The organism is Streptomyces sp. NPDC046860 (genome assembly GCF_040645115.1).
Lineage (GTDB): Bacteria > Actinomycetota > Actinomycetes > Streptomycetales > Streptomycetaceae > Streptomyces.
In genome coordinates this window covers 154,284-178,161 of record NZ_JBEYXQ010000006.1, presented here as the reverse complement: position 1 = coordinate 178,161, position 23,878 = coordinate 154,284, and the positions used below count along the sequence as shown (strand labels likewise).

Here is a 23,878-nt window from a genome sequence, read left to right as displayed (position 1 = left end):
CGGAGGCGTTTTCTTCGTGAACCAGCACGAGAACAGCACCGTCACATCCCTCACCGCCGAGCAGCGCGCCCGTCTGGCGGCACTGCGGCAGGGTGGAAGTCGCGCGGTAGCCCCACGCGGCACTGCGATCCCGCGCACGGGGCGCACTGAGGCACCGCTTTCTCCGGGGCAGCAGCGCATATGGTTCCTGAACAGGTTCCTGCCCGACGAGAGCGTGTACAACATCGCCGGCAGTTACCGGCTCACCGGGCGGCTGTCCGTCGACGGGCTGCAACGAGCGGTCGATGCCCTGGTGCAACGGCACCCGTCGCTGCGCACATGCTTCACCGTGGTGAACGAACTGCCCGTACAGCAGGTGGACCCCGACACCCGGATCACGGTGGCAGTGCGCGACGTGTCACCGGAGAAACTGGCCGCCGAGCTGACCGATTTCTCGCGTCGGCCGTTCGACCTGGAGTCGGGCCCCTTGCTGCGGATGCTCGTCGCCCGAACGGGCGAGACGGAGTCCGTGCTGTCGATCGTGATCCATCACATCGTCGCCGACGGCTGGTCATTGGGTGTGTTCATACGGGAGTTCGTGGCCCTGTACAGCGCGTTCGCCACCGGTTCGTCCGTCACCCTCGCAGAACCCGCGATCAGCTATGTGGACTATTCACTATGGCTGCGGGGACCGGAGAGCAGCCGGCGCAACGCGGAGCACCTCCGGTACTGGACGGAGCGCCTGGCCGACTCCCCGCGTCTGATCGATCTGCCCACGGACGAGCCGCGCCCCCCGGTCCAGTCCTTCAACGGGGCACGCGTCTCCTTCTCGATCCCGGGCCCGCTGCGGCGTCGTGTGGAGGAACTGGCGCGCTCCCGGGGCGCCACTCCGTACATGGCGCTGCTCACTGCCTACTACGCCCTCCTGCACCGATGGAGCGGACAGAGCCAGCTCGCCTGCGCGACACCCGTGGCCAACCGCACGACGGTCGAAACGGAGGCGCTGATCGGCTTCTTCGTCAACACGGTGGTGCTGCCGGCGGACCTCAGCGGGAGTCCCACCTTCCAGGACCTCCTCGACCAGGTGCGCGACACCTGTGTCGGCTCCCTCGACCACCAGGAACTGCCCTTCGAGCAGCTCGTGGACGAGCTGAAGCTGGGCCGCGAGCCCTCGCACAACCCCCTCGCCCAGGTCATGTTCATCTTGCAGAGCGCGCCGTCCACCGCGATGGAATTGCCCGGGTTGCTCCTTGAGTCGATGCCCATGGACACGGGCACCTCGAAGTTCGACCTCTCCCTGGAACTCACCCCCACCGACCAGGGATTCGATGCCGTCGTCGAATACGCCAGCGACCTCTTCGACGAGACGACGGTCAAGCGTTTCGGGCGTCACTACGTCCGGCTGCTAGAGGCCATGGTGGACGCTCCCACCACGGAGGTGTTGTCCGCCCCGATGCTGACGGAGGCGGAACGCGACCACCTGAGCACGTGGAACGCCACCGAGGCGGACACCGCGTACGAGTCCTGCGTACCGGACTGGATCGCCCGCCAGGTCGCGGCCCGCGGCGAGGACGTCGCGCTGGTCGCCGCCGACGGCACACGGTTCACGTACCGGGAGCTCGCGGCACGCGGTGGTCGGGTGGCGAATCTACTGCGAACGTGTGGCGTGGGCCCGGACACCCGGGTCGGCCTGTGTCTGAGTCGTGGCCCTGAGCTGGTCTTCGCCCTCGTTGGCACACTTGTCGCGGGTGGCGCGTACGTGCCGTTCGATCCGAGCCAGCCAGCCGAACGCATCGCCCGCATGGTGCGGGAGGGCGGCGTCGACATCGTGCTGACAACCGCGGACTGCGTCTCCGCGCTGGCGGACATACCCGAAGGGGTGAACGTCCTGCGGCTCGACGAAGCGTCCGTCCGGGACCTGCTCTCGGAGCAGGAGGAGACGTGGCCCGCCGCTCGGCCCGCCCCCAGCCACCTCGCCTACGTGATCTACACGTCGGGGTCCACGGGGACCCCGAAGGGCGTGATGGTCGAGCACCGGTCCGTCGTCAACCGGATCAACTGGATGCAGGCCCAGTACGGGCTGCGTCCCGGTGACCGGGTGATGCAGAAGACCGTCCATACGTTCGACGTCTCCGTGTGGGAGTTCCTTTGGCCCCTGATGCACGGTGCCGCGATCGTGCTGGCCAGTCCGGACGCGCACCGGGAGCCGGCGACGCTCCTTGACGAAATCCGCCGTCAACAGGTCACCCACATCCATTTCGTCCCCACGGCCCTGTCGGCGTTGCTGACGCACGGCAGCCTCGGTGACACCTCCGTGCGAAGGATTTTCTGCAGCGGTGACGTCCTGCCTGCCGAACTGTGCGAGCGGGTGTATGCGGACTGCTCCGTCGCCGTCGACAACCTCTACGGGCCGACGGAATGCGCAATCGACGTCACCTACTGGAGCTGGCACCCCCAAGCAAGCGGCCAGCCTCCGATCGGCCGCCCGGTCGCCAACACGCGGACCCATGTCGTCGACGCGGCAGGCCACGAACTGCCCGTCGGCGTGGCCGGCGAGTTGTGGGTCGGCGGTGTCCAGGTAGCCCGCGGCTACCTCAACCGCCCCGATCTCACGGAAGAGCGCTTCCTGCCCGACCCCTTCTCCGTTGTGGCCGGCGACCGGATCTACCGGACGGGTGACCTCGTGCGCCGCCGCCCCGACGGCGACCTGGAGTTCCTGGGACGGATCGACAACCAGGTCAAGGTGCGCGGCTTTCGCATCGAACTCGGCGAGGTCGAGGCGGCCCTGCGCGAGGCGCCTGGTGTGCTCGACGCGGCCGTCGTGTGCCGTACCGACCCCGCCGGGGACAAACAGCTGTTGGCCTATCTCGTCGCCGACGTGGAACGACTCGCCCCGGATCCGGGCGATGACGGCGAACGCGTCGGTGGGTGGTCGGCGGTCTTCGACCAGGCCTATGACAACGGGGACGATCCGGAGCCCCAGGAGGCCGGGCTCAACCTCAAGGGCTGGGTCAGCAGCTACACCAGCCGCCCCATCCCCCGCGACGACATGGTCGAGTGGCTCGACGCCGCCGTGGACAGGATCACAGCGTCCAAGCCCCGGACGGTTCTGGAGATCGGCTGCGGTACCGGCCTGTTCGCCCTGCGCCTGGCCGCGGACTGCGACCGGTACATCGGCGTGGACATCGCTCAGAAGGGGCTGGACTACATCGCTGAGGAGGCCGAGCGGCTGGGACTCACCGACCGTGTGGAGTTGCGGCGCCTGCCGGCCCACGACCTGGACGCGCTGAAGGGCCTGACGTTCGACAGTGTCGTCATCAACTCGGTGATCCAGTACTTCCCGGACCGCGCCTACCTGGACGCGGTACTGCGCCAGGCTGTGGCCCTGCTGGCACCGGGCGGGAAGGTGTTCGTGGGCGATGTGCGGCCGTTGGCTCTGGCGGAGACCCTGCACTACTCAGTGGCGCGGTTCGGTGCCCCCGATACCGCCCGCGAGCGCCTCCTGGACCGCGCGGCTCGCCGGGCCGCGGAGGAGACCGAGCTGCTCGTCGATCCCGCCTACTTCACCGGCCTGTTGGGCCGGATCCCCGGCGTCGACCGGGTCGAGACCGCACTGAAACGCGGCCTCGGTGCCAACGAGCTCAACGACTTCCGCTACGACGTGATCATCGAGCGCGGTGGCACGGCCGGTGAGCCGGTCGCCTCGTACACGGACTGGGACGCCGAGATCGACGGCGTCGCCCGGTTGGAGAAGCGCCTTGCCGAACTGAGCGAGGACTGGCTGGCAGTGGATGGCATTCCCAACGCCCGGCTGCAGAACCACCTGCCCAACCCCGCCTCGGGTCAGGCCGTGCATCCCGAGCAGTTGTGGGAGCTGGCCCAGACGCACGGTCTCGACCTCCAGCTGACCTGGTCCCCTGGCAATGCCACGGCGGGGCGCATGGCGGCCGTGTTCCACCGCAGGAACGTACGGCCGTACATACCCCATACGCCCCGGGGAGAGGTCACCAACGATCCCGCCCGAGGGGTGGCGCTGCGCGCGCTGCCGCACCTGCTGCGGGGCCGGTTGCGGGAGAGGCTGCCCGACTACATGGTGCCCGGATCCATCGTGGTGCTTCCCGAACTGCCCACCACCTCAAGTGGCAAAGTCGACCGCAAGGCGCTGATGGACATCGCCGAGGAACGCTATGTCGGGCTTCAGTCCACTGCCCCACGGACTGCCACCGAACGACTTGTCGCCGAGGTCTGGCGCGACGTCCTGAACCTTCCCGTGGTGACGGCTCAGGACAACTTCTTCGACCTCGGCGGTGACAGCATCAAGAGCACACAGGTCGCCGCCCGCCTCAGGGACGCCGGACGGCCGGTGCTGATTCGGTCAATCTTCAGTCACCAGACCGTGGAGCGGCTCGCCGAGTTCCTCGACGCGCAGGCCGTCGGTGACACGGCAGGGCCCGACGGCGCCTCCCCGAACACGTCCGGCAGCGCGGCCAGCGATCACCGCTACCCCCTCTCGCCCTTGCAGGAACACATGCTGCGTCTGCTGCCCGAGCGCGGCGACGACGGGCTCTACGTCGTCCAGCGCATCCTGCGGTACGAGGGAGAGATCTCACCGGAGGCGGCGGACCAAGCCTGGGCGGCCACGGTACGGGAGACTCCCTTCCTGCGCACCGTCCTACGCGAGGCAGGCAGCGAGGTGACGCAGGTGGCTGATGTCCCCGCCGAGGAACTGCCGACCGCAGTCACCTTCCTGGACTGGTCCTCCAGGGGCGCTGCCGAACAGATCGGTCTCCTAGATGCCTTCCTACGCGCGGACCGCGCGGCGGGTTTCGACGCGGCCCGGGCGCTGCCGACGCGGTTCGCGTTCATACGGATCGACGATCGGCGCGGGGTGTGGGTGCTCACCATGGACTACCGGCGCTTGGACGGCTGGAGCTTCCCTCTCTATCTGGAGCGCTTCCTCACCCGGTACGCGGACGCCGCCGGGAACACCCCGGCTCCGTCGTTCGACTACGCGGATTACCTCGCCTGGCGCGCGGAGCGGCTTCGGGACGGAAGCGTGTCCGCGTGGTGGCGCGAGCGTGTCCAGGGATTCGACCGGCTGCCGGCCGGGCCGCTTCGGGGCCGGACCTCGGACGCGTTCGAAGTTGCCCAGATCCGCTTCGGTCCAAAGGACGTACGGCGTTTCGGTGCCGCGTGCCGCCGCGCCAGAACCACTCAGGCCGCCGCGCTACAGGCACTGTGGGGTGCCACGCTCCAGCACGTCGACGGTCGGGACGCGCCCCAGTTCGGCGTGACCACGTCGGGCCGCTCTCCTGAGGTCCGGGGCATCGAGCATGCGATGGGCATGTTCATGAACACCCTGCCGGTGCGCTGGCAGGCGAGTCTGGAGGATCCACTCCAGCTCTGGCTGGACCGCGCCTCGTCCGCAGTCCTGGACCTGATCGAACACGACATGATCGGTCTGCCCGAGTTGGAGGAGCTGGCCGGGACCGACGAGCACACGACGCTGTTCGACACCTACGTCGTATATCAGAACACCCCCTCGGTCTCGACGGACGAGACCGCCCCCTCGGGCTTCTCCCTCGTCGACGAGTCCCCCATCGCCGTCGCCCAGCAGGAACACAGGCTGCGCGTCGACATCTATCCGAACGCCGACGGGTACCTCGACGTGCTGCTGTCCGGCTACGAACCGGAGTACCGGCTTCACGCCTACCTGACGACGCTGCGTGACCTCTTTGTCAACGCCTCGGACGCCGAGGGAACGGTGCGCATGGCCGAACTGCTCGCCGCTCCGGAACCACGCGACGCCCCCCGGGTCGTGACGCTGCGGGACTGCCTCCAAGCCCTTGCACACGACACCCCCATTCCGCACCGAGCCGAGGAGACCCGGTGAACGCCTCCGCCTCTCCCGAATCAGCCTTTCCCAGCTCCTTCGCCCAACAGCGTCTGTGGTTCGTGGAACAACTGGTCCCGGGGACCGCCCAACACCACCTCGGCATGCAGTTCCGCGTCACCGGCACTATCGACGTCGACGCCCTGGCGTGGAGCGTGAACCGCACGGTCGCCCGGCACGAGGCCCTGCGGACCCGGTTCGGCACCATCGACGGCAGCCCGGTCCAGGTCGTCGCCGCGGAAGGCGCCGTGGGTGTCGACACGTTCGCCGTGGAGTCCGACTCCGACGTCGACACGCTCGTGACCGAGCTTGTCCGCAAGCCGTTCGATCTGGCGCGTCCGCCGCTGCTCCGCGTGGCGCTGGTCCGGGGGCCGTCCCGCACAGTCCTGGTCTTCGTGGTGCACCACATCATCTCCGACGCCTGGTCGGTCGGCATCCTCGCTAGTGAGGTCGCCGAGTCCTACCGGACACGACTGGCCGGCGGCGTTGCAGACCTTCCGGAACTCTCCGTGCAGTACGTCGATTTCACGCAGTGGCAGCGCGAGCGCACGGACACCACGGAGTACGCCGGGTACCGAAGGGCCTGGGCCGACATGCTGCGGGGTGCTCCGCAGTCGCTCGACCTGCCATTCGACCGGCCACGCCCGCCGGTCCAGACCTTCGCGGGCGGCTCGGTGACCTTCGAGGTCCCCCCGGATCTGAAGCGGCGGCTCGACAGGGTCTCCGATGCCACCGGGGCCACCACATTCATGACCTTGCTGGCCGCCTACTTCGTGGTTCTCGCCCGGCTCAGTGGAGAGCGTGACCTGCTGGTGGCCTCGCCGACGGCAGGCCGTACCCAGGTCGAGACCGAGCAGTTGATCGGCTTCTTCGCCAACACACTGGTCCTGCGCTCGCAACCCTCGGACGAACTCGCCTTCGACGAGTACCTGAAGCACGTGCGCGAATGCTGCCTGACCGCGTTCACGCACCAGGAGGTGCCTTTCGAGCACCTGGTGGAAGACCTCTCGCCGGAACGGACGCTCGACCGCAACCCCCTTGTGCAGGCGATGTTCATCCTGCAGAACGCGCCCGCGCAGACACTGCGGTTGCCCGGGGTCGTACTGGAACCCGTCGAGATCGACACAGGTACCTCGCAGTTCGACCTGACCCTTAACCTGACACCGGAGGAAGGAGGCTTGACCGCACTCCTCCAGTTCTCCACGGAACTCTTCGATCCGTCGACCGTCGAGCGATTCGCCGACTACTACCTTGCGGTGCTCCACGCCGTGGCCGAGGACCCTTCGGTCCGGCTCGACGCCATCGATCTGTTGGGTGATGCCGAGCGGGCGCGCCTCGCCGCCCTCGGGACGGGGCCCGACGCCCCATCGGGTCGCGAGACAGTGCCGGACGCCCTGCGTCGCATCGCCGCGGAGCACCCGGAGCGGATCGCGGTGGTGGCGGGTGAGACCCGATGGACCTACCGGGAGCTGCTGGGACACGCCGGCGCGGTCGCCGGGGCGCTCAGCGGTCTCGGGGTGGCCCCCGGCGACCTGGCGGGAGTGTGTCTTCCGAGAGGGCCGGAGATGGTCTCCGCTCTGCTGGGCGTGTGGGGCGCCGGCGCCGCCTATGTACCGCTGGACCCCGACTATCCACGGGCACGGCTGGAGTACATGATCCGGCAGAGCGGCCTCACCGTCCTGCTGACCACGCGTGCGCTCGCGGCGGTCGTACCGCTTGACGACACGGTGCGGGTCGCCTTCATCGACGACGTGGCACCGCATGACGGGCCCCGCCCGGAAGCCGCACCGACCGCGCCGGACGCGCTCGCGTACGTCATCTACACCTCGGGGTCCACGGGACGTCCGAAGGGAGTGATGATCGAGCACGGGAACCTGGCGAATGTCGTGCACGGCTTCGTCGAACAGCCTGGTCTCGGGGCCGAAGACCGCATGCTCGCCGTCACCTCACTGTCCTTCGACATCGCCGGCCTGGAACTGTTCGCTCCGCTGGTGGCGGGTGGCCGGCTGGTCGTCGCGGAGGCCGGGGTGGGAGGCGACCCGGAGCGTCTGCACCGGCTCTTGGCGCAGCACGCAATCACCGTCGCCCAGGCGACTCCGGCGACCTGGAAGGCGTATGCCGGGCACGTGGACGCAGCTCCCAGGACATTGCGCCAGATCTGGTGTGGCGGCGAGGAGGTGTCCCTTGAACTCGCAGATCGGCTCCTGACTCTCGGCGTGCGCCTGTGGAATGTGTACGGCCCGACCGAGACGACGATCTGGTCGACCTGTACCGAGATGACTGCCGGCACTCAGCCGTCCATCGGCTCACCCGTGGTCGGCACCCGTCTCTTCGTCGTCGACGGTGCGGGACGCCCCGTACCGACCGGGGTGCCGGGGGAACTGTGGATCGCGGGAAGCGGTGTGGGCCGCGGGTACCTCGGGCTTCCCGAGCTGACCGCTGAGCGGTTCGTCGAGGGCCCGGACGGCACCCGGGCCTATCGCACCGGTGATCTCGTGCGCTGGGCCTCCGACGGGGGACTGCGCTTCATGGGCCGCATGGACCACCAGGTCAAGGTGCGCGGTTACCGGATCGAGCTCGCCGAGATCGACACCACGATGCGCGATCACCCGCAGATCCGCGACAGCCTGACCGTGGTCCGCAAGCTCGCCGGTGGCGAGGACGGCCAGCTGGTCACCTTCCTCGTGCCGGACTCCGACGCGGCCCCCGACGCGGAGGCCGGGACGCCGACCGCGGCCCAGGCCGTGGAGACCTGGCGCGGCCTGTGGGACGAGATTTACCAGCAGGGCAGCGAACCCGAGCAGGGCGATCTGAACCTCAAGGGCTGGACCAGCAGCTACACCAAAGAGCCGCTGACGGACAAGGAGATGCGGCACTGGGTCGACGCCACCGTCGATGCCATCGCCGCGACGGGGGCCCGGACGTACTGCGAAATCGGCTGCGGCACCGGGCTGCTGCTGCTGCGCCTCGCCCAGGACAGCACCCACTATTTGGGCATCGACCTCGCCGCGGAGGCCGTCGCCCACGTCACGCAGCAGGTCAAGCTCCGAGGGCTCGACGACCGTGCGGACCTGGTGTTGGGCGGCGCCGAGGACCTCCCCGCCATCGCCGGCAACCGTCGCTTCGACTGTGTGGTCATCAACTCGGTCGCTCAGTACTTCCCCGACGAGGACTACCTCACCCGCACCCTGACCACCGCCGTGTCCCTGGTACGTCCAGGCGGTCACGTGTTCGTCGGTGACCTGCGCCACCGCGGCCTGGCCCAGGCGTTCCACACGAGCGTGCTGCACCACCAGGGAGTGGCCGACCGGACGCTGGCCCTGCGGGCCGCGGCACGGGCGGCCGAGGAGGAGGAACTCCTCGTGGACCCCGGCTACTTCACTCGCCTGCGTGAGAAGAACCCGGCTGTCACCGGAGTGCAAATCACACTCAAGCCAGGCGGCCCCGACAACGAGCTCACCCGCTTCCGCTATGACGTACTGCTGCGTGTGAACGAGCCCGTGCCCGCGCCGGTGTCCGGACCGGGTCTCGACTGGGACCGCGAGGTCGGTTCCCTGTCACGCCTCGCCGACATCCTCGCTGCCACCGACGGCGAACTCGTCGTCGACGGCATACCGAACGCCAGAGTGGCCCGCTTCGCCCGCCTGCTGCACCCGCTGGGCGCCGCCGAGGAAGCTCCAGGCGTCCTGCCCGAGGACCTGACGACCGTGGCTGCCGCACACGGCCTGCGGACCCACCACGAGTGGTCCGTCCACGGCACCGGCGAAGGGCGCATCCGCACCCTCTTCCACCGTCGTACCGCCGAGCCGCCGGCCGCTCGTCCGTTCCTGGACAGTCGTCCGCCGGTGATCGAACCAGTGGTCAACAGTCCCGGACGCGCGGCGCTGCTGCGCTCGCTCCCGCTCGCCGCTCGCTCCTGGGCGCGCTCCGCCCTCCCCGAGCACATGATTCCCCAACTGGTACGGGCACTGCCCGCCCTTCCCCTGACCCCCAATGGAAAAATGGATCGGAACGCACTCCTAGCCATGATCACCGACCACGTGCCATCCTCCGCACCCGCGCTTCCCACCGGTGAGTTGGAGGGCCGGATCCACTCCGTCTGGTGCGACGTGCTGGGGCTGTCCCGGGTGGGAGTGACGGAGAACTTCTTCGATGCCGGCGGCACCTCGATGTCGGTGGTCCGCGTACGGCAGGAGTTGCGCAAGCGGCACGGCATCGATCTGCCCATGACGGCGTTCTTCGCCCACCCGACGATCGCGTCACTGGCGGCGCATCTCGCCGATGGACCGTCCGCGCGGGAAGAGCGGGAGCGACGCGGTGCCCAGCGCAGACAGGCCCATAGTGACGTGGCGCGCCGCCGCCGCGGACGACGGCGCGGTGAGTGACGTGGCACGTCGTGAGGGCGCGTTCCGCCTGCGCGAGGAACCGGACTTCGCCCGGTTCTGGACGGGACAGAGTGTTTCGCTGATCGGCAGCCAGGTGACCATGATGGCGCTGCCGCTGACGGCCATCATCATCCTGGACGCCGACGAGGTGGACCAGGGACTCCTGTTCTTCTGCCAGTACCTGCCCGCGCTCCTCTTCGGCCTCCAGGTCGGGACGATCGTGGACCGCTTCACGAAGCGACGGCTGCTCGTCATGGCGGATGTCATGCGCGCGCTGCTGGTCACAAGTGTGGTCCTGCTGTACGCGGTGGATCAGCTCTCCCTGTGGGCGCTGATGTTCATAGCGTTCCTGCTCGGTGCGTTCGACGTGCTCGCCGCGGTCGGGGGGCAGTCGTTCATTCCCAAGCTGGTGCCCGAACCCCGGCTGATGGACGCCAACGGCAAGCTCCAGAAGGTGACCACTTTCGCCGAAGTGTCCGGCAACTCGCTGGCCGGCCTCTTGGTGCAGGCGCTGACACCGCCGCTGGCCCTGCTGGTGGACGCCGTCAGCTTCCTCGCCTCGGCGGTCACCTTGGGACGGGTACGCGAAGCCGGTGCTCCCGTTCCGGCAGCGGACGGTGCGGAAGCCCCGCAGGCGCTGGACGGATTCCTGTTTCTCTTCAGGGACGCCCGGCTCAGATACATCTCCCTGTGCAACGCCACCAGCAATTTCTTCAGCGCCATGATGGTGGCTCTGTACCTCCTCTACGCCACCCAGGCTCTGGGGTTCGCTCCGGGCGTGGTCGGTGTGATCCTGACGGTGGCCAGCGGCATTGCGCTGGTGGCCAATACCGTCACCGCGCAGAGCACTCGGCGTCTGGGAGTCCGCGGGACCCTGGTCGCCGGACAGCTGGTGATGGCGGCTGGCTGCCTGGTACTGCCCGCCACGGGCGGATCCATGGGCGTCAAGTCCGTTCTGCTCGTGGTGTCCCACAGCGTGTTCGTCATCGGGATGGTCGCCTTCACCATCACCCAGCTGACCTACCGCCAATCGGTGACGCCGGAGTACATGCAGGGCCGAGTGCACGCCGGCAACCACATGCTCACCTACGGCAGTTACGCGGCAGGGGCGTTGATGGGCGGGCTGGTCGGTGACTGGATCGGCATGCGGGAGACGCTGGTTGTCGGAGCGCTGGGTCACGTCCTGGCCGCGGTGTGGCTGCTGCCGCGACGCGCTTGGAACACGCAGGCGCAGACAGGGCTGGAAGAGGCAGATGTTCATTCGTAGTGTCAGTGAGAAGCCGGACGCCCATCTGCACCTGGTCGGTTTCCCCGGCGCCGGAGGGTCCCGCGCCCACTTCGCGGCCTGGGACGGTCTGCTGGGACCCCGGGTCCGGCTCAGTGTGGTCGACCCGTGGATGCTCCACTTCGCACAGGAGCGGGAAGGCCTCACGCGGCTCGACGACGTCGCGTCGTTACTGGTCTCCGAACTCGCCGCGCTGGAGCGACCTGCCGTGCTCGTCGGACACAGCCGTGGTTCCCTCGTCGCCTACGAGGTCGCACAGCAGCTGACCGCGGCAGGCCACGGAGAGCAGGTCTCGGCACTGATCGCCCTCGCCCACCGGGCTCCGGTATCGGCCCCCACCCACTTGGTGAGCCGGGGCGGCACCGATCTCCTGCGGCGCTTCCTCGCTGACATGGGCGGCACCCCTCCCGAGGTCTTCGACGACGAGGAGCTGCTCACGACGGTGCTGGACCGGCTGCGCAGCGAGCTGGCCATGTCCGAACAGTACCGGCACGGCTGGTCCGCGGCGCTGCGGTGTCCGCTGGGCGTGTACGTCGGCCGGTCCGACACGTCGGTTCCGGCCTCGGAGGCCGAGGCCTGGCAGCGTGCCGTGACCGGTCCCAGCGTGGTCCGTTCCTTCCCCGGCGGTCACTTCTTCCCGTTCGGCGACGCGACTGCCCAGGTCGTCGACTCAATCCTGGAAGACTTCATTTTCACGGGAGAGGCTCATGAGCTCTAGCCACCCACTGGTGACGGTGCCAGAACAGATCTGGGCCCGGGCCAAGGAGCACCCAGACCGCATCGCGGTGTGCGACGACGCCGGTGCGTGGACCTACCGAGAACTCGCCGACCGGGCCGGCGGGTTGGCCACCGCACTGTCCGAGCAGGGCGTCGAGAGCGGATCCCTCGTCGGGGTGCACCTGCCGCGTGGTCGTGAGGCAGTGGCCGCCCTGCTCGCCGTGTGGACGGTCGGCGGTGCCTATATCCCGCTGGACGTCGCTTACCCCGCGTCCCGAATCGACTTCATGGTCCGCGACAGCGACCTGACCGCACTGGTTACAACGACCGGCCTGGCGGACGGTCTGCCGGCGGTCGACAAGCTGAGTGTCATCCGCACCGACCTGATCGGCGGCCCCGGCCAGGTGGCCGTGCGGCCGCCGGTGCGAGCGACGCAAACGGGCCTCGCCTACGTCATTTACACCTCGGGGTCCACCGGACAGCCGAAGGGCGTGATGGTGGAGCACCGGAATCTGACGAACCTGGTCGCCTGGCACGGGACCGCTTTCGGCGTGTCGGAGAGCGACCGCTGCTCCCACATCGCGTCCGCCGGCTTCGACGCGGCCGTGTGGGAGATGTGGCCGGCTCTGGCCCACGGAGCGTGTCTGTGCGTGATACCGGAGGACATCCGGCAGTCCTTCGACGAGGTCGTCGAATGGTGCCGGACCGAACAGATCACCGTCGCCTTCATGCCGACCGCGCTCGGCGAGCACTTCCTCCGCGCCACCACGGGAAGCGGCACCGCACTGCGCCTGCTGCTGACCGGCGGCGACGAACTGCGCACGCGGCCGTCGGAGCACACGTACACGCTCGTCAACAACTACGGGCCGACGGAGTGCACCGTCGTGACCACCTCGACGGTCGTCGCGCCGTCCCTGGGCGCGGCGACGACTGACGCGGCGCCTCCGTCGATCGGTCGGCCGATCGACGGCGCCGAGGTGTTCGTTGTCGCACCCGACGGCAAGCTCGCCGGGCCGGGAGAGCCCGGCGAGCTGTGGGTTGCGGGAGCCGGTGTGGCCCGGGGCTATCTGGGACGTCCGGAACTGACTCGTGAACGGTTCGTGTCGGCGCCGTTCGCCTCCCGGGCCTACCGCACCGGGGACCTGGTCGCGTGGAACTCCGACGGCACGCTGCGCTTCCTGGGCCGGGAGGATCGGCAGGTGAAGGTGCGCGGCCAGCGCATTGAACTGGGCGAGATCGACGCCGCTTTGCTGAGGCTCCCGCAGGTCAAGGACTGCGTCACCGTCGTCCGGGAGGCGATTCCCGGCCACCGGCAGCTCGTCTCCTACGTCGTCGCCGACGCTGTTCGTCACACACCACGGGACATACGAGCCGCCCTGGCGCGGGAGCTGACCGCGGCCATGGTGCCCGAGGTGATCGTGCCGCTCGCCGAACTCCCCTTGACGGTGCACGGCAAGATCGACCACGAAGCCCTGCCTGACCCGGAGGGATTTACCGCACCGGACGGGCCGGCCGAGCCGTCGCACCCGGCGTCCGATGACCCGGTGTTGGCTGAACTGACCCGCATCTTCGCGGAAGTGCTGAACCACCCGGGCGTCGAGGCCGACAGTGACTTCTTTGACCTCGGGGGCCACTCGGTACAGCTGACCATGCTGCTGACGAGGCTGCGCGATCACTTCGGCGTCGAACTGAGGTTCCGCGACGTTCTCGGCGCCTCGACTCCCCGGCTGCTCGCGGACCTGGTCCACGACTCGGCCGACGCCGACGCGCCGGGTGCCGCGCCGGCGGACGTCCCCGCACTCGTGCGCCGGCCCGACGAGGACGGGCCCGCGATATTGTCCTCCACACAGCAGCAGTTGTGGTTCCTCGACCAGCTCACCGGCCGAGCGCCCGTCTTCAATGTGCCGATCGTCCACAAGGGCACCGGAGAGGTGGACGTTGACGCGCTGCGCTGGGCCGTGCTTGAGGTCGTCCGCCGCCATGAGGTGCTGCGTACGCGTTTCACCCTGGTGGACGGCGTGCCGGTGCAGACGGTCGACGAGGACGCAGCAGTCACCTTGACCGTGATTGTGCCCGACGGGGCCACGGGCCTCGACAGCGCCATGGCGGATCTGGTCACCGCACCGTTCGATCTCACCGAGGCTCCCCTCATGCGGGCGGCACTGGTGCACGGAGAGACCGAGTGGGCCCTGGTGTTCGTCCTCCACCACATTGTGGTGGATGCCTGGTCAACAGGCGTGCTGCTGTCCGAGGTCGGCCGTTTCTACCGGTACCGCCTGGGGAGCACCGAGCCACTGCCTCCCGAACCACCGATCCGGTACCGGGACTTCGCGGTATGGCAGCGCGAGTGGGTGCGGTCGAAGACCTTGGTCGCACAGCGCGAGGAGTGGCTCGCCGAACTCGCCGGCTACCCGCACCTGCTGGAACTGCCCGGAGACCGGCCCCGACCCGTGGAGCGCACCTTCGCCGGCGCGGAGCTGGGCCTGCGGGTTCCGGCGGACCTCGTCACCGAACTCGAGCGGGTCGGCCGTGAGCACGGGGCGACCTTGTTCATGACGCTGCTGTCAGCCGTTCAGGTGGTGCTGGGCCGGTGGTCGGGCCAGGAGAGGTTTCTCGTCGGCTCGCCCACCGCGGGCCGGACCCGTACCGAGACCGAGCAGTTGATCGGCTTCTTCGTCAACACCCTGGTCCTGCCCGCCGATCTGTCGGGAAATCCGACGTTCGGGGAGCTGATCGAGCGGGTCCGTGACCACTGCCTCGCCGCCTTCGCACGCCAGGACGTGCCCTTCGAGCAGCTCGTCGAGAACGTGGTCGCGGAACGCAACCTCGCCTACAGCCCCCTCGTCCAGGTCCTGTTCATCCTGCAGAGCGCGCCCACTGCGCCCCTGGAGCTGCCCGGTGCCCGGCTGGAGCGGGTGCACGTTCCCTCGGGTACATCCCAGTTCGACCTGACGCTCTCCCTCGTGCCGGGGACCGACGGGCTCACCGGCTCGCTCCAGTACTCCACGGAGCGGTTCTCCGACGACACGATGCGACGCTTCACCGGGCACCTCCTAGAGGTACTGCGCTGCCTGGTGAAGGATCCGTACCGGTCCATCGGCTGCGTGGACCTGCTCAGCGAGGCCGAGCACGCCGAACTTACGGCCTTGGGCACGGGCCCCCGGCACCGTCGCGAACCGCTCACCGTGGCCGACCGCATCCACCAGATGTCACGCCACCGCCCGGAGCAGACGGCCGTCGTGGACGACTCCGGCAGCTGGACCTTCCGCGAACTCTCCGATCACACCAGGACACTGGCGGCCGCAATGCGGCGGCACGGTGTCGAGCGGGGACAGCTCGTCGGAGTCTGCCTGCCGCGCGACCGCGGGATGGTGGCCGCGCTGTTGGCCGTCTGGGCAACGGGAGCGGCGTACGTTCCGCTCGACCCCGACTACCCCCGGGCACGCCTGGAGTACATGGTGCGGGACAGTGCGGTGAGCGTCCTGCTGACCACCCGGGAGTTGGAGGGGCACGTGGCCGTCGGCGGCGACGCGGCCGTGGTCCTGACGGATGGGGAAGCCCTCGAAACGGCCGACGGCTTCGCCGGTGCCGCCCCCGCCGCCACACCCGACGACCCCGCCTACGTGATCTACACGTCAGGATCGACGGGCCGCCCCAAGGGCGTGGTGGTCGATCACCGCAATCTGGCGAACCTCATCGAGTCCTTCGCGGAAGATCCGGGTTTCCGCGCCGAGGACCGGATGCTGGCACTGACCTCACTTTCCTTCGACATAGCGGGCCTGGAATTGTTCCTGCCGCTGGTCACGGGCGGGCGCCTCGTCGTCGCTCCCTCCGGAGCGGGCGCCGACCCGGAACTCCTGCACCGCCTTCTCGAACGGCACGGAATCACCGTGGTACAGGCGACGCCCTCCACGTGGAAGCTGTACACCGAGCACCGGGGCCGCCTGGCGCCCTTCGCGCTGAGACAGATCTGGTGCGGCGGTGAGGAGATGTCGGAGCGCCTGGGTACGGCGCTGACCGGTCTGGGCGTGGCGCGGGTGTGGAACGTCTACGGCCCCACCGAGACCACGATCTGGTCCACCATGACGGAGGTCCGTCCGGGAGACCGGGGATCGATCGGGTGTCCCGTGGCCAACACTCGTGTGTTCGTCGTCGACAGGGCCGGCTGGCTTGTACCGCGCGGAGTGCCGGGTGAGTTGCTTGTCGCCGGGGACGGCGTCGCCCGAGGATACCTGGGACGCCCCGACCTCACCGACGAGCGGTTCGTCACCGCCCCGGACGGCGGCCGGGCCTACCGGACGGGTGACCTTGTGCGGTGGGGAGCAGACGGATCGCTCCACTACCTGGGGCGCCTCGATCACCAGGTGAAGATCCGCGGCCACCGCATCGAACTCGGTGAGATCGACTCGCTGGTACGCGCACACCCTGGCGTCCAGGACGCTCTCACCGTGGCCGCCGCCGGCGCCGACGGAGAGCAGGAACTGGTGTGCTATGTCGTGCCCGCCAGCCAACCGGACGAAGGGCTGCTGGACGACGTCCGCACCGCACTCGCAGGGATGGTGCCTACCTACATGGTTCCCTCGGCGTGGATGGCCGTCGAGGACTTCCCCCTCACCGCGAACGGCAAGATCGACCGGGCTGCCCTGCCCGAGCCGGTCCGCCACGGCTCGACGGCCTCCGAAGCGCCCGCCACGCCCATGGAGACGGCCATCGCCGCCATCTGGCGCGACGTGCTGAACGTCGTCCACGTGAGCAGGAACGACGACTTCTTCCACGTAGGAGGTCACTCCCTGTCGGCCATGCGCGTCCTCACCCGAGTGCGCGACCGGATCGGAGCGAGGCTCGAACTGAAGGACCTCTTCGCCAGGCCGGTCCTGAGCGACCTGGCGGCACATGTGGATGCCGTCCGGCGCACGGCTGACGCACCGCCGACTATGGGGCAGCGCAACCGATCGCTTTTCCAGCGGACGGGACAACTGGACAGCGAATGACCAGCTGTGGGAATTCCCGGACGGCCATTCCCGGCGGTAGCTCAATTTCTACGAAGGTGAGGAATGATGCGCAGAAATCGACCCATGGTGTGCGTGTTGCACGACACCGGCAGTGCCGCTCCGATCAAGGTTGCCGCCGCCGCGCGGAAGCTGTGCGACATCACCTTCCTGGCGGACCGTTCCACCAGGCAAGTGGCCGAAGACTACCGGGCCATGACGGACATCGCCGATGTCATGGACATCACGGGCCTTAGTACCACCGAGGTGGCCCAGAGGATTCGCATGCTGCCGACGGACGGAATCACCACGTTCAGTGAATTTCAGCAGCGACGCGTTGCCGAGCTGGCAGCAGAATGCGGTTTCATCGGTCACAGCGTCGAAACCGCGCAGCTACTCACCGACAAGTTCCGGCAACGACAGGCCCTCGCCACCGCCGGAACACAGGTGACCCGGGTGGCTCTTGTCGCAAGTGTCGACGACGTCGAACAGGCAGCGGAGATCGTCGGCTTTCCTGCCGTCCTCAAACCCCGGCGCGGAGCGGCGGCCGCCCGCACCTGCAGAGTGGATTCCCTGGAGCAGTGCCTAGCGGCGGTCGCCGACTTCGCCGACCATCCGGATTCGGTATTCGTCTTGGAACAACTGCTGGTCGGTGACCCGCTGGCGGCCGGCCCCGAGTGGGGCGACTTCGTCTCCGTGGAATCCCTTGTTCACGACGGGGACGTCCAACACGTCTGCGTCACAGGAAAGCAGCCTCTTGCCCCGCCCTTCCGGGAGACGGGCGACCTCATGCCCAGTACGGTGCCGACGGCGCTGGAGGATCGCATCGTCCGCCTCACCGGCGACGCCTTGCGCGCCTTGGGGGTACGGCACGGCGTCTGCCACACCGAGATCAAGCTCACCGCAGACGGGCCGCGGATTATTGAGGTCAACGGCCGGATGGCCGGCTATGCCAGCCACCTCCTCCACCGGGCCACCGGCTTCAACCTCACCGAGGCCGTGCTGGAACTCGCTCTGGGCCGCCGTGTCGACATACCGGTTCTGCACTGGAACCAGCTGTACTGGTCACGATTCGTGCTGCCGCCGATGGAGGCGAGCCGCGTCATCTCCGTCGCTCCCCTCGAAAAACTCGCCGCGCTGCCCGGTGTCCAGTCGCTGGACATCCTCGCCACGCCCGGGCAGTCCGTCGACTGGCGCCACGGCACCCACGACATGCTGGCGATCCTGCACGCCACGGCGTCGACCCACGACGAGGTGCTCTCGCTGATCAGCCAGACCGAGCAGGCCGCCCGTGAGTCCTGTGTCTGAGCCGCACAGCCCCGGCGGCGTCCTGTGCGACGGTGTGATCGGCGCCATCGGCCGGACCCCGCTGATCGAGCTGCGCAGGGTGCACACGTATCCGTTCCGCATATGGGCAAAACTGGAGCGCTTCAACCCCGGCGGCAGCATCAAGGACCGTACGGCGCTGAGCATGCTCGCACAGCGGATCAGGTCCGGGGAGCTCGTCCCCGGGCGATCGGTGGTGGTCGAGTCGAGTTCCGGCAATCTCGGCGTCGGCCTAGCGCAGTTGTGCGCCTACTTCGGTCTGCGCTTCGTCTGCGTTGTGGATGCCCGCACCACCGAGCAGAACATCGCGATTCTTCGCGCCTTCCAGGCCCAGGTCGAGGTAATCGGCCGAGCAGAGGCACCCGACGGGGACTTCCTCTCGGCCCGCCTCCGCCGGGTGAGTGAACTCGTACGGTCGATCCCCCACGCCTACTGGCCCAATCAGTACGCCAACCCGCTGAACCCCGCCGCACACCGGCAGACCATGCACGAGATCGCCACGGCGCTCGACGGAAACGTCGACTACATGTTCTGCGCCACCAGTACCGGCGGAACGCTGCGTGGGTGCGCGGAGTACATACGCGAGGCTGGTTTGTCCACAACCCTGGTCGCCGTCGACGCGGAGGGCAGCGCGATCTTCGGCCCACCGCTGGGTGAGCGTCTGCTCCCGGGACATGGCGCCTCCGCGAAGCCGCCACTGCTCGACGGAAACGTCATCCGCGCCCATGAGGTCGTGCGGGTCTCGGACATGGAGACGGTGGTGGCCTGCCGGCGCCTCACGGTCGGCGAAGGGCTGCTCGCGGGTGGCTCGTCCGGCGCGGTGTTCGCCGCACTCGAGGCGATGGCCGACCGGATCCCGCCCGGCTCCCTTTGTGTGCTCGTCTTCCCGGACGGCGGAGACCGGTACCTGGAAACGATCTACTCCGATGCCTGGGTCCGAAGGAACTTCGGCGACATCGGACACCTTTGGAAAACCCCCCCCTCAAAGGAAGACGCCCCATGCTAGTCATCCGGCACGACGACGTTGCCAAGCTCCTCGAAGGACGAGAAAGTGAACTCGTCGACCTGGTCGAGGAGACCTACATCAGTCACGAACAGGGGCGCAGCGCCCTGCCCCACTCGACCTTCCTCCGTTTCCCCGGCAACCAGCGCGACCGCATCATCGGCCTCCCCGCCCACCTGGGCGGCGAACAGCCCGCCGCGGGGATCAAGTGGATAGCGTCCTTTCCCGAGAACATCTCCCGTGGCCTGCAGCGAGCCAGCGCCGCGATCATCACCAACTCCATGGTGGACGGGCGGCCCACCGCACTGATCGAGGGGTCGCTCATCTCCGCCAGGCGCACCGCGGCCTCGGCTGCGGCAGCCGCCCGCGCGCTGCTGCCGGAGGGCTCCGCCCAGGGGCTCGCACTGCTCGGATGCGGGGTCATCAACGCGGAAGTCCTGCGGTTCGTGACAGCCATTATCCCCGATGTGAAGGTCGTCACAGTGTACGACCCGTCTCCGGACAGAACGGAGGCGTTTCAGGCCAGGTGCCGTGACATGGTTCCGGGACTCACCGTGAAGGTGGCCCCGGACGCCGTGACCGCACTGGCCGCCCACGAACTCAGCTGTGTCGCCACGAATGCCCTCACACCACACCTCGGCCCGGAGGCACTGCGTCCAGGTTCGGTGTGTCTCCACCTCTCGCTGCGCGACTTCACCCCCGAGGCCGTACTGGCATCCCAGAATGTCGTCGACGACATCGACCACGTCTGCCGCGAGCGCACTGCTCTGGACCTCGCCCAGCATCTGTCCGGAGGCAGGGAGTTCATCGACGCGACGGTGGGCCAGGTGCTGTGCGACCCGGCGAAGCTGCGGCGCCGGCCGGAGAGGCCGCTGCTGTTCTCGCCGTTCGGACTCGGCATTCTCGACCTCGCCGTCGCTGAGTACGTCCGGCGCAGGGCAGCGGAGAGCGGCCTGGGCATCGCCATCGACGACTTCTCACTGGCTCCGGCCATCCGTTGAACCCCACGATCCTTGCAAGGAGGACCCAAGTGCAGAACCGTCGTGTGCGCAGCCTGATTTCCCTTGACAATCTGAGCGACGCGGACCTGAGACACATCGTCCGCAGAGGAACGGAGTTCGCCGCTGGCGGCGTAATTGGCGCGCCACTGGAAGGTGACGTCGTGGGCATCTATTTCCAGAAGACATCCACCCGCACCCGCACCGCATTCTCTTCCGGTGCTCTCCGCCTCGGCGCACAGATCATTGCCTACGGCCCCGGGGACCTCCAGGTGAATACGGGCGAGACCATCGCCGACACTGGCAGGGTGCTGGCAGGCATGCTCAACGTACTCGTTGCGCGGACGGCCGAGGATCCGGGCGATCTCAGGGCCATGGCGGCACCCGGCACGATGGCGGTCGTGAACGCGATGACCGCGGATGAACACCCCACTCAGGCCCTTACGGACCTGGTCACGCTTCAGCAACATTTGGGGCGGACTCGGGATTTCGCCCTGCTTTACGTGGGTGAGGGAAACAACTCCGCGGCCGCGCTCGCCCTCGCGCTCACCCGGTGCCCGGGCGCCACACTGGAACTGCGCACACCGCCCGGCTATGGGCTCGCCGACGACGTTCTGGCACGGGCCGGCGAACAGGCCGAGCGACACGGAGCCCGGATCGTCGAGCGCCACGACATGGCGGCTCTGCCACCCGACTTCGACGCCATCTACACCACACGCTGGCAGACCACCGGCACCACCAAGCCGGATCCCGCCTGGCGGGACGTCTTCGCGCCTTTCCAGGTAACTGCCGCACTGTGGGAGACGAGTCCGAAGGCGCTGTTCCTCCATGATCTGCCGGCCCATCGTGGTGAAGAGGTGACAGCGGAGGTGCTCGACGGCCCGGCGAGCGTGGCGTTCAGACAGGCGGAGAACAAGATGCACACCGCGATGGCCGTTCTCGAATGGTGCCGAGTGGGCTTGCCTAACGCCTGAGACGCAGTTGCAGGACGCCGCTGTCGCCACGGCACCCGCATCCCACCTCCGGAGGTTGCCGTCCAACGTGGGAACCGTTTGACGGTGTGCTTGGGACGACGACAGGATTGCCGCCATGGAACTCACAGTGCCGGTCAGTGGTGGCGCGGTATGGGCCGATGACACGGGAGGGGACGGCCCTCCAGTGGTGCTGCTGCACCCGGGCGTCGGGGATTCACGGATATGGGACCCGGTCCTGCCGCAGCTTGCCGAGCATCACCGGGTGATCCGCTATGACGTGCGGGGCTATGGGCGCTCGCCGCAGCCGACCGCGTCTTACTCGCTGCTCGATGACCTGGTTGCCGTGCTTGACTACTTCCGGCTGCGCCGGGCCTCGCTGGTCGGATGCAGTATGGGCGGAGGTACGGCGATGAGCCTTGCGCTGGCCTACCCGGACAGGGTGACCGCGCTCGTGCTGCTGTGTCCAGGCATCACCGGCTACCCATGGCCCGAGGAACCGAAGTTCGACGCGGAGTACGACGCGTTGATCGAGGCAGGAGACGTCGAAGGGCTGGTGACGCTCGGGCTGCGCGAGTGGGCGGCAACCGGTGCCGACGAGGCTGCCGTGGCGCAGTTGCGGGCTGCCGCGCCGGCATGGCTCACTGAGGACGAGTACCAACGAGGGGACCCGCCCGTGTTCGACCGGCTCGGAGAGCTCAGCACCCCAGCAGTGGTCATGGTGGGGGACCTGGACCGGCCGACGCTGATCGCATGCAACGAGGAGGTGGCCGCACGGATCCCTAGCTGCCGCCTGATGAGGATGCCTGGCGTCGATCATCTCCCGCCGCTGCGTGTTCCTGATCTGGTCGCCGACACCATTCTGACGTACTCGCGCAGTGACACGCTTTGAGGACAGGCAGTAGGCGGCGCTGTTCGCGTACGGGTCAGCTCCTCGCGGCAGGGCCTGCGCTGCAGGGTGGGATAAGAGGACCTCGCCCGACGTGCGAGTTGAGCAAGGCATCGCGCGCTAACCATGTGCCCCGCAAACAGGATCCAGCAGCGAACCCGCATGCCTGAGGCAAAAATTGCCTGGCTACCCCTCGGGTTCCCGCAACTTCCCCCTCGAGATTCTGCGAACCCATCGGTTTCTCGGCTCGGGCGGCCTGAACGCGGCATACCTCGCCGAACTCGTCGGCCCGGCCGGCGAAGTCATCACCGTGGACATCGACCCCTCCGTCCCCGACCGCGCGTCGCGACTGCTGGAGGAGCACGGGTACGACAAGGTCCGCGTCCTCACCGCCGACGCAGCCGAACCCCTCCCCGTCGAGGAGGTCGATGTCGTCCTGGTGACCGCCGGGGCCTGGGACATCGCCCCGGCGTGGATGGCACAGCTCAAGCAGGGCGGCCGACTCGTGGTGCCGCTGCGGATGCGTGGCCTGACCCGGTCGGTCGCCTTCACCCAGGTCACGGGCGAGCACGGCCCCTACCTGGAGAGCGAGTCGGCGCGGATCTGCGGCTTCGTCCCGATGCAGGGATCCACCGCGCACCGCGAAGAACTCCTGCTGGTCAACGGCACGCCGGAGATCGGGCTGAAGTTCGATGACGGTTTGCCGGCCGATCCGCACCGGCTGGACAACGCGGTCACGTTCCCGCGCCATGAGCTGTGGACCGGCGTCATCATCGGCCTCTCGGAACTCATCGACACCCTTCAGATGGCGATGGCGATCAGCCTGCCCGGCTTCTGCACGATGGCGGTCGATGAGGGCCTGGACACGGGTCTGGTCGCCCCCGTGAACAAGCGGTTCTCCCTCGCCGCCGTCGAGGACGACACCTTCGCCTACCTCGTCACCCGCCGTACCGAGGACGACAAGCGCATCGAGTACGGCGTGCACGCCCTCGGCCCGAACGCGAAGCAGCTCGCCGACAAGGTCGCCGACATGCTGCGCGACTGGGAGGCCAACCGACGCGGCGGCCCCAACCCGGTGATCCGGGTCTATCCGGCCAGCACCCCCGATGACCAAATCCCGTCCGACCTGGTCATCGACAAGGTGTACAGCCGGATCTCGCTCTCCTGGCCGTCGGCGTAACGCCGGGAGCCAGGTCATCCCGCACCACCCCAACAAGAAGAAGGGCACATCATGACGAGCGCCACTCTCGCCCCGCCCCCGGGCACGCCGTCGGCGGACCTGGACGACGACTTCGCCCCTCTGGACGTGAAGGTCGTCATCGCCGAGCACTCCTACGGCCATCTCATGTGCTCCACGGGCGACGGCTGCGGCACCACGTGCGCGACCGGTGCCTCCGCCTGCGGTTCCTTCACCGAGGACCCGGCCTGATCCAGGCCGACTCCT

11 protein-coding genes and 1 pseudogene are annotated in these 23,878 nt (G+C 68.4%); all 12 read left to right on the top strand.

What is annotated here, in order from left to right; all coding sequences use genetic code 11:
• Positions 1–16: 16 nt before the first annotated feature.
• The 12 genes and pseudogenes from ABZ898_RS11510 to fxlA all read left to right on the top strand — a co-directional run bounded on the left by ABZ898_RS11510 (position 17) and on the right by fxlA (position 23,863).
• Positions 17–5,872 (top strand): amino acid adenylation domain-containing protein, encoded by a 5,856-nt coding sequence (locus ABZ898_RS11510; protein ID WP_361655928.1) that lies wholly within the window; start codon positions 17–19, stop codon positions 5,870–5,872.
• Positions 5,869–10,257 (top strand): amino acid adenylation domain-containing protein, encoded by a 4,389-nt coding sequence (locus tag ABZ898_RS11505; protein WP_361655925.1) that lies wholly within the window; start codon positions 5,869–5,871, stop codon positions 10,255–10,257. Before ABZ898_RS11510 ends, ABZ898_RS11505 begins: the two co-directional genes overlap by 4 nt.
• Positions 10,190–11,524 (top strand): MFS transporter, encoded by a 1,335-nt coding sequence (locus ABZ898_RS11500; RefSeq protein WP_361655922.1) that lies wholly within the window; start codon positions 10,190–10,192, stop codon positions 11,522–11,524. The genes ABZ898_RS11505 and ABZ898_RS11500 overlap by 68 nt, the downstream gene beginning before the upstream one ends.
• The gene (locus ABZ898_RS11495) at positions 11,511–12,260 is read left to right on the top strand and encodes an alpha/beta fold hydrolase (RefSeq protein ID WP_361655919.1); all 750 of its coding nucleotides are present in this window, start codon (positions 11,511–11,513) and stop codon (positions 12,258–12,260) included. The genes ABZ898_RS11500 and ABZ898_RS11495 overlap by 14 nt, the downstream gene beginning before the upstream one ends.
• Before the next feature lie 10 nt (positions 12,261–12,270).
• Positions 12,271–17,250 (top strand): amino acid adenylation domain-containing protein, encoded by a 4,980-nt coding sequence (locus ABZ898_RS11490; protein WP_361655916.1) that lies wholly within the window; start codon positions 12,271–12,273, stop codon positions 17,248–17,250.
• A 93-nt stretch (positions 17,251–17,343) separates the two neighbouring features.
• Positions 17,344–18,555 carry an ATP-grasp domain-containing protein gene (locus tag ABZ898_RS11485; protein WP_361655914.1) on the top strand — a complete coding sequence of 404 codons (1,212 nt, stop codon included), beginning with the start codon at positions 17,344–17,346 and terminating at the stop codon, positions 18,553–18,555.
• The gene (sbnA, locus tag ABZ898_RS11480) at positions 18,548–19,579 is read left to right on the top strand and encodes a 2,3-diaminopropionate biosynthesis protein SbnA (protein WP_361655912.1); all 1,032 of its coding nucleotides are present in this window, start codon (positions 18,548–18,550) and stop codon (positions 19,577–19,579) included. The genes ABZ898_RS11485 and sbnA overlap by 8 nt, the downstream gene beginning before the upstream one ends.
• On the top strand, positions 19,573–20,577 hold the full coding sequence (sbnB, locus tag ABZ898_RS11475; protein WP_361655911.1) for a 2,3-diaminopropionate biosynthesis protein SbnB: 1,005 nt from the start codon (positions 19,573–19,575) through the stop codon (positions 20,575–20,577). Before sbnA ends, sbnB begins: the two co-directional genes overlap by 7 nt.
• Positions 20,578–20,606: 29 nt before the next feature.
• Positions 20,607–21,548 carry an ornithine carbamoyltransferase gene (locus ABZ898_RS11470; protein WP_361655909.1) on the top strand — a complete coding sequence of 314 codons (942 nt, stop codon included), beginning with the start codon at positions 20,607–20,609 and terminating at the stop codon, positions 21,546–21,548.
• A 115-nt stretch (positions 21,549–21,663) separates the two neighbouring features.
• Positions 21,664–22,437 (top strand): alpha/beta hydrolase, encoded by a 774-nt coding sequence (locus tag ABZ898_RS11465; protein ID WP_361655906.1) that lies wholly within the window; start codon positions 21,664–21,666, stop codon positions 22,435–22,437.
• Positions 22,438–22,675: 238 nt separating this feature from the next.
• Positions 22,676–23,614: pseudogene (gene fxlM / locus ABZ898_RS11460) on the top strand (methyltransferase, FxLD system); the annotation flags it as partial.
• Positions 23,615–23,665: 51 nt separating this feature from the next.
• Positions 23,666–23,863 carry an FxLD family lanthipeptide gene (gene fxlA, locus ABZ898_RS11455; RefSeq protein WP_361655903.1) on the top strand — a complete coding sequence of 66 codons (198 nt, stop codon included), beginning with the start codon at positions 23,666–23,668 and terminating at the stop codon, positions 23,861–23,863.
• Positions 23,864–23,878: the final 15 nt, after the last annotated feature.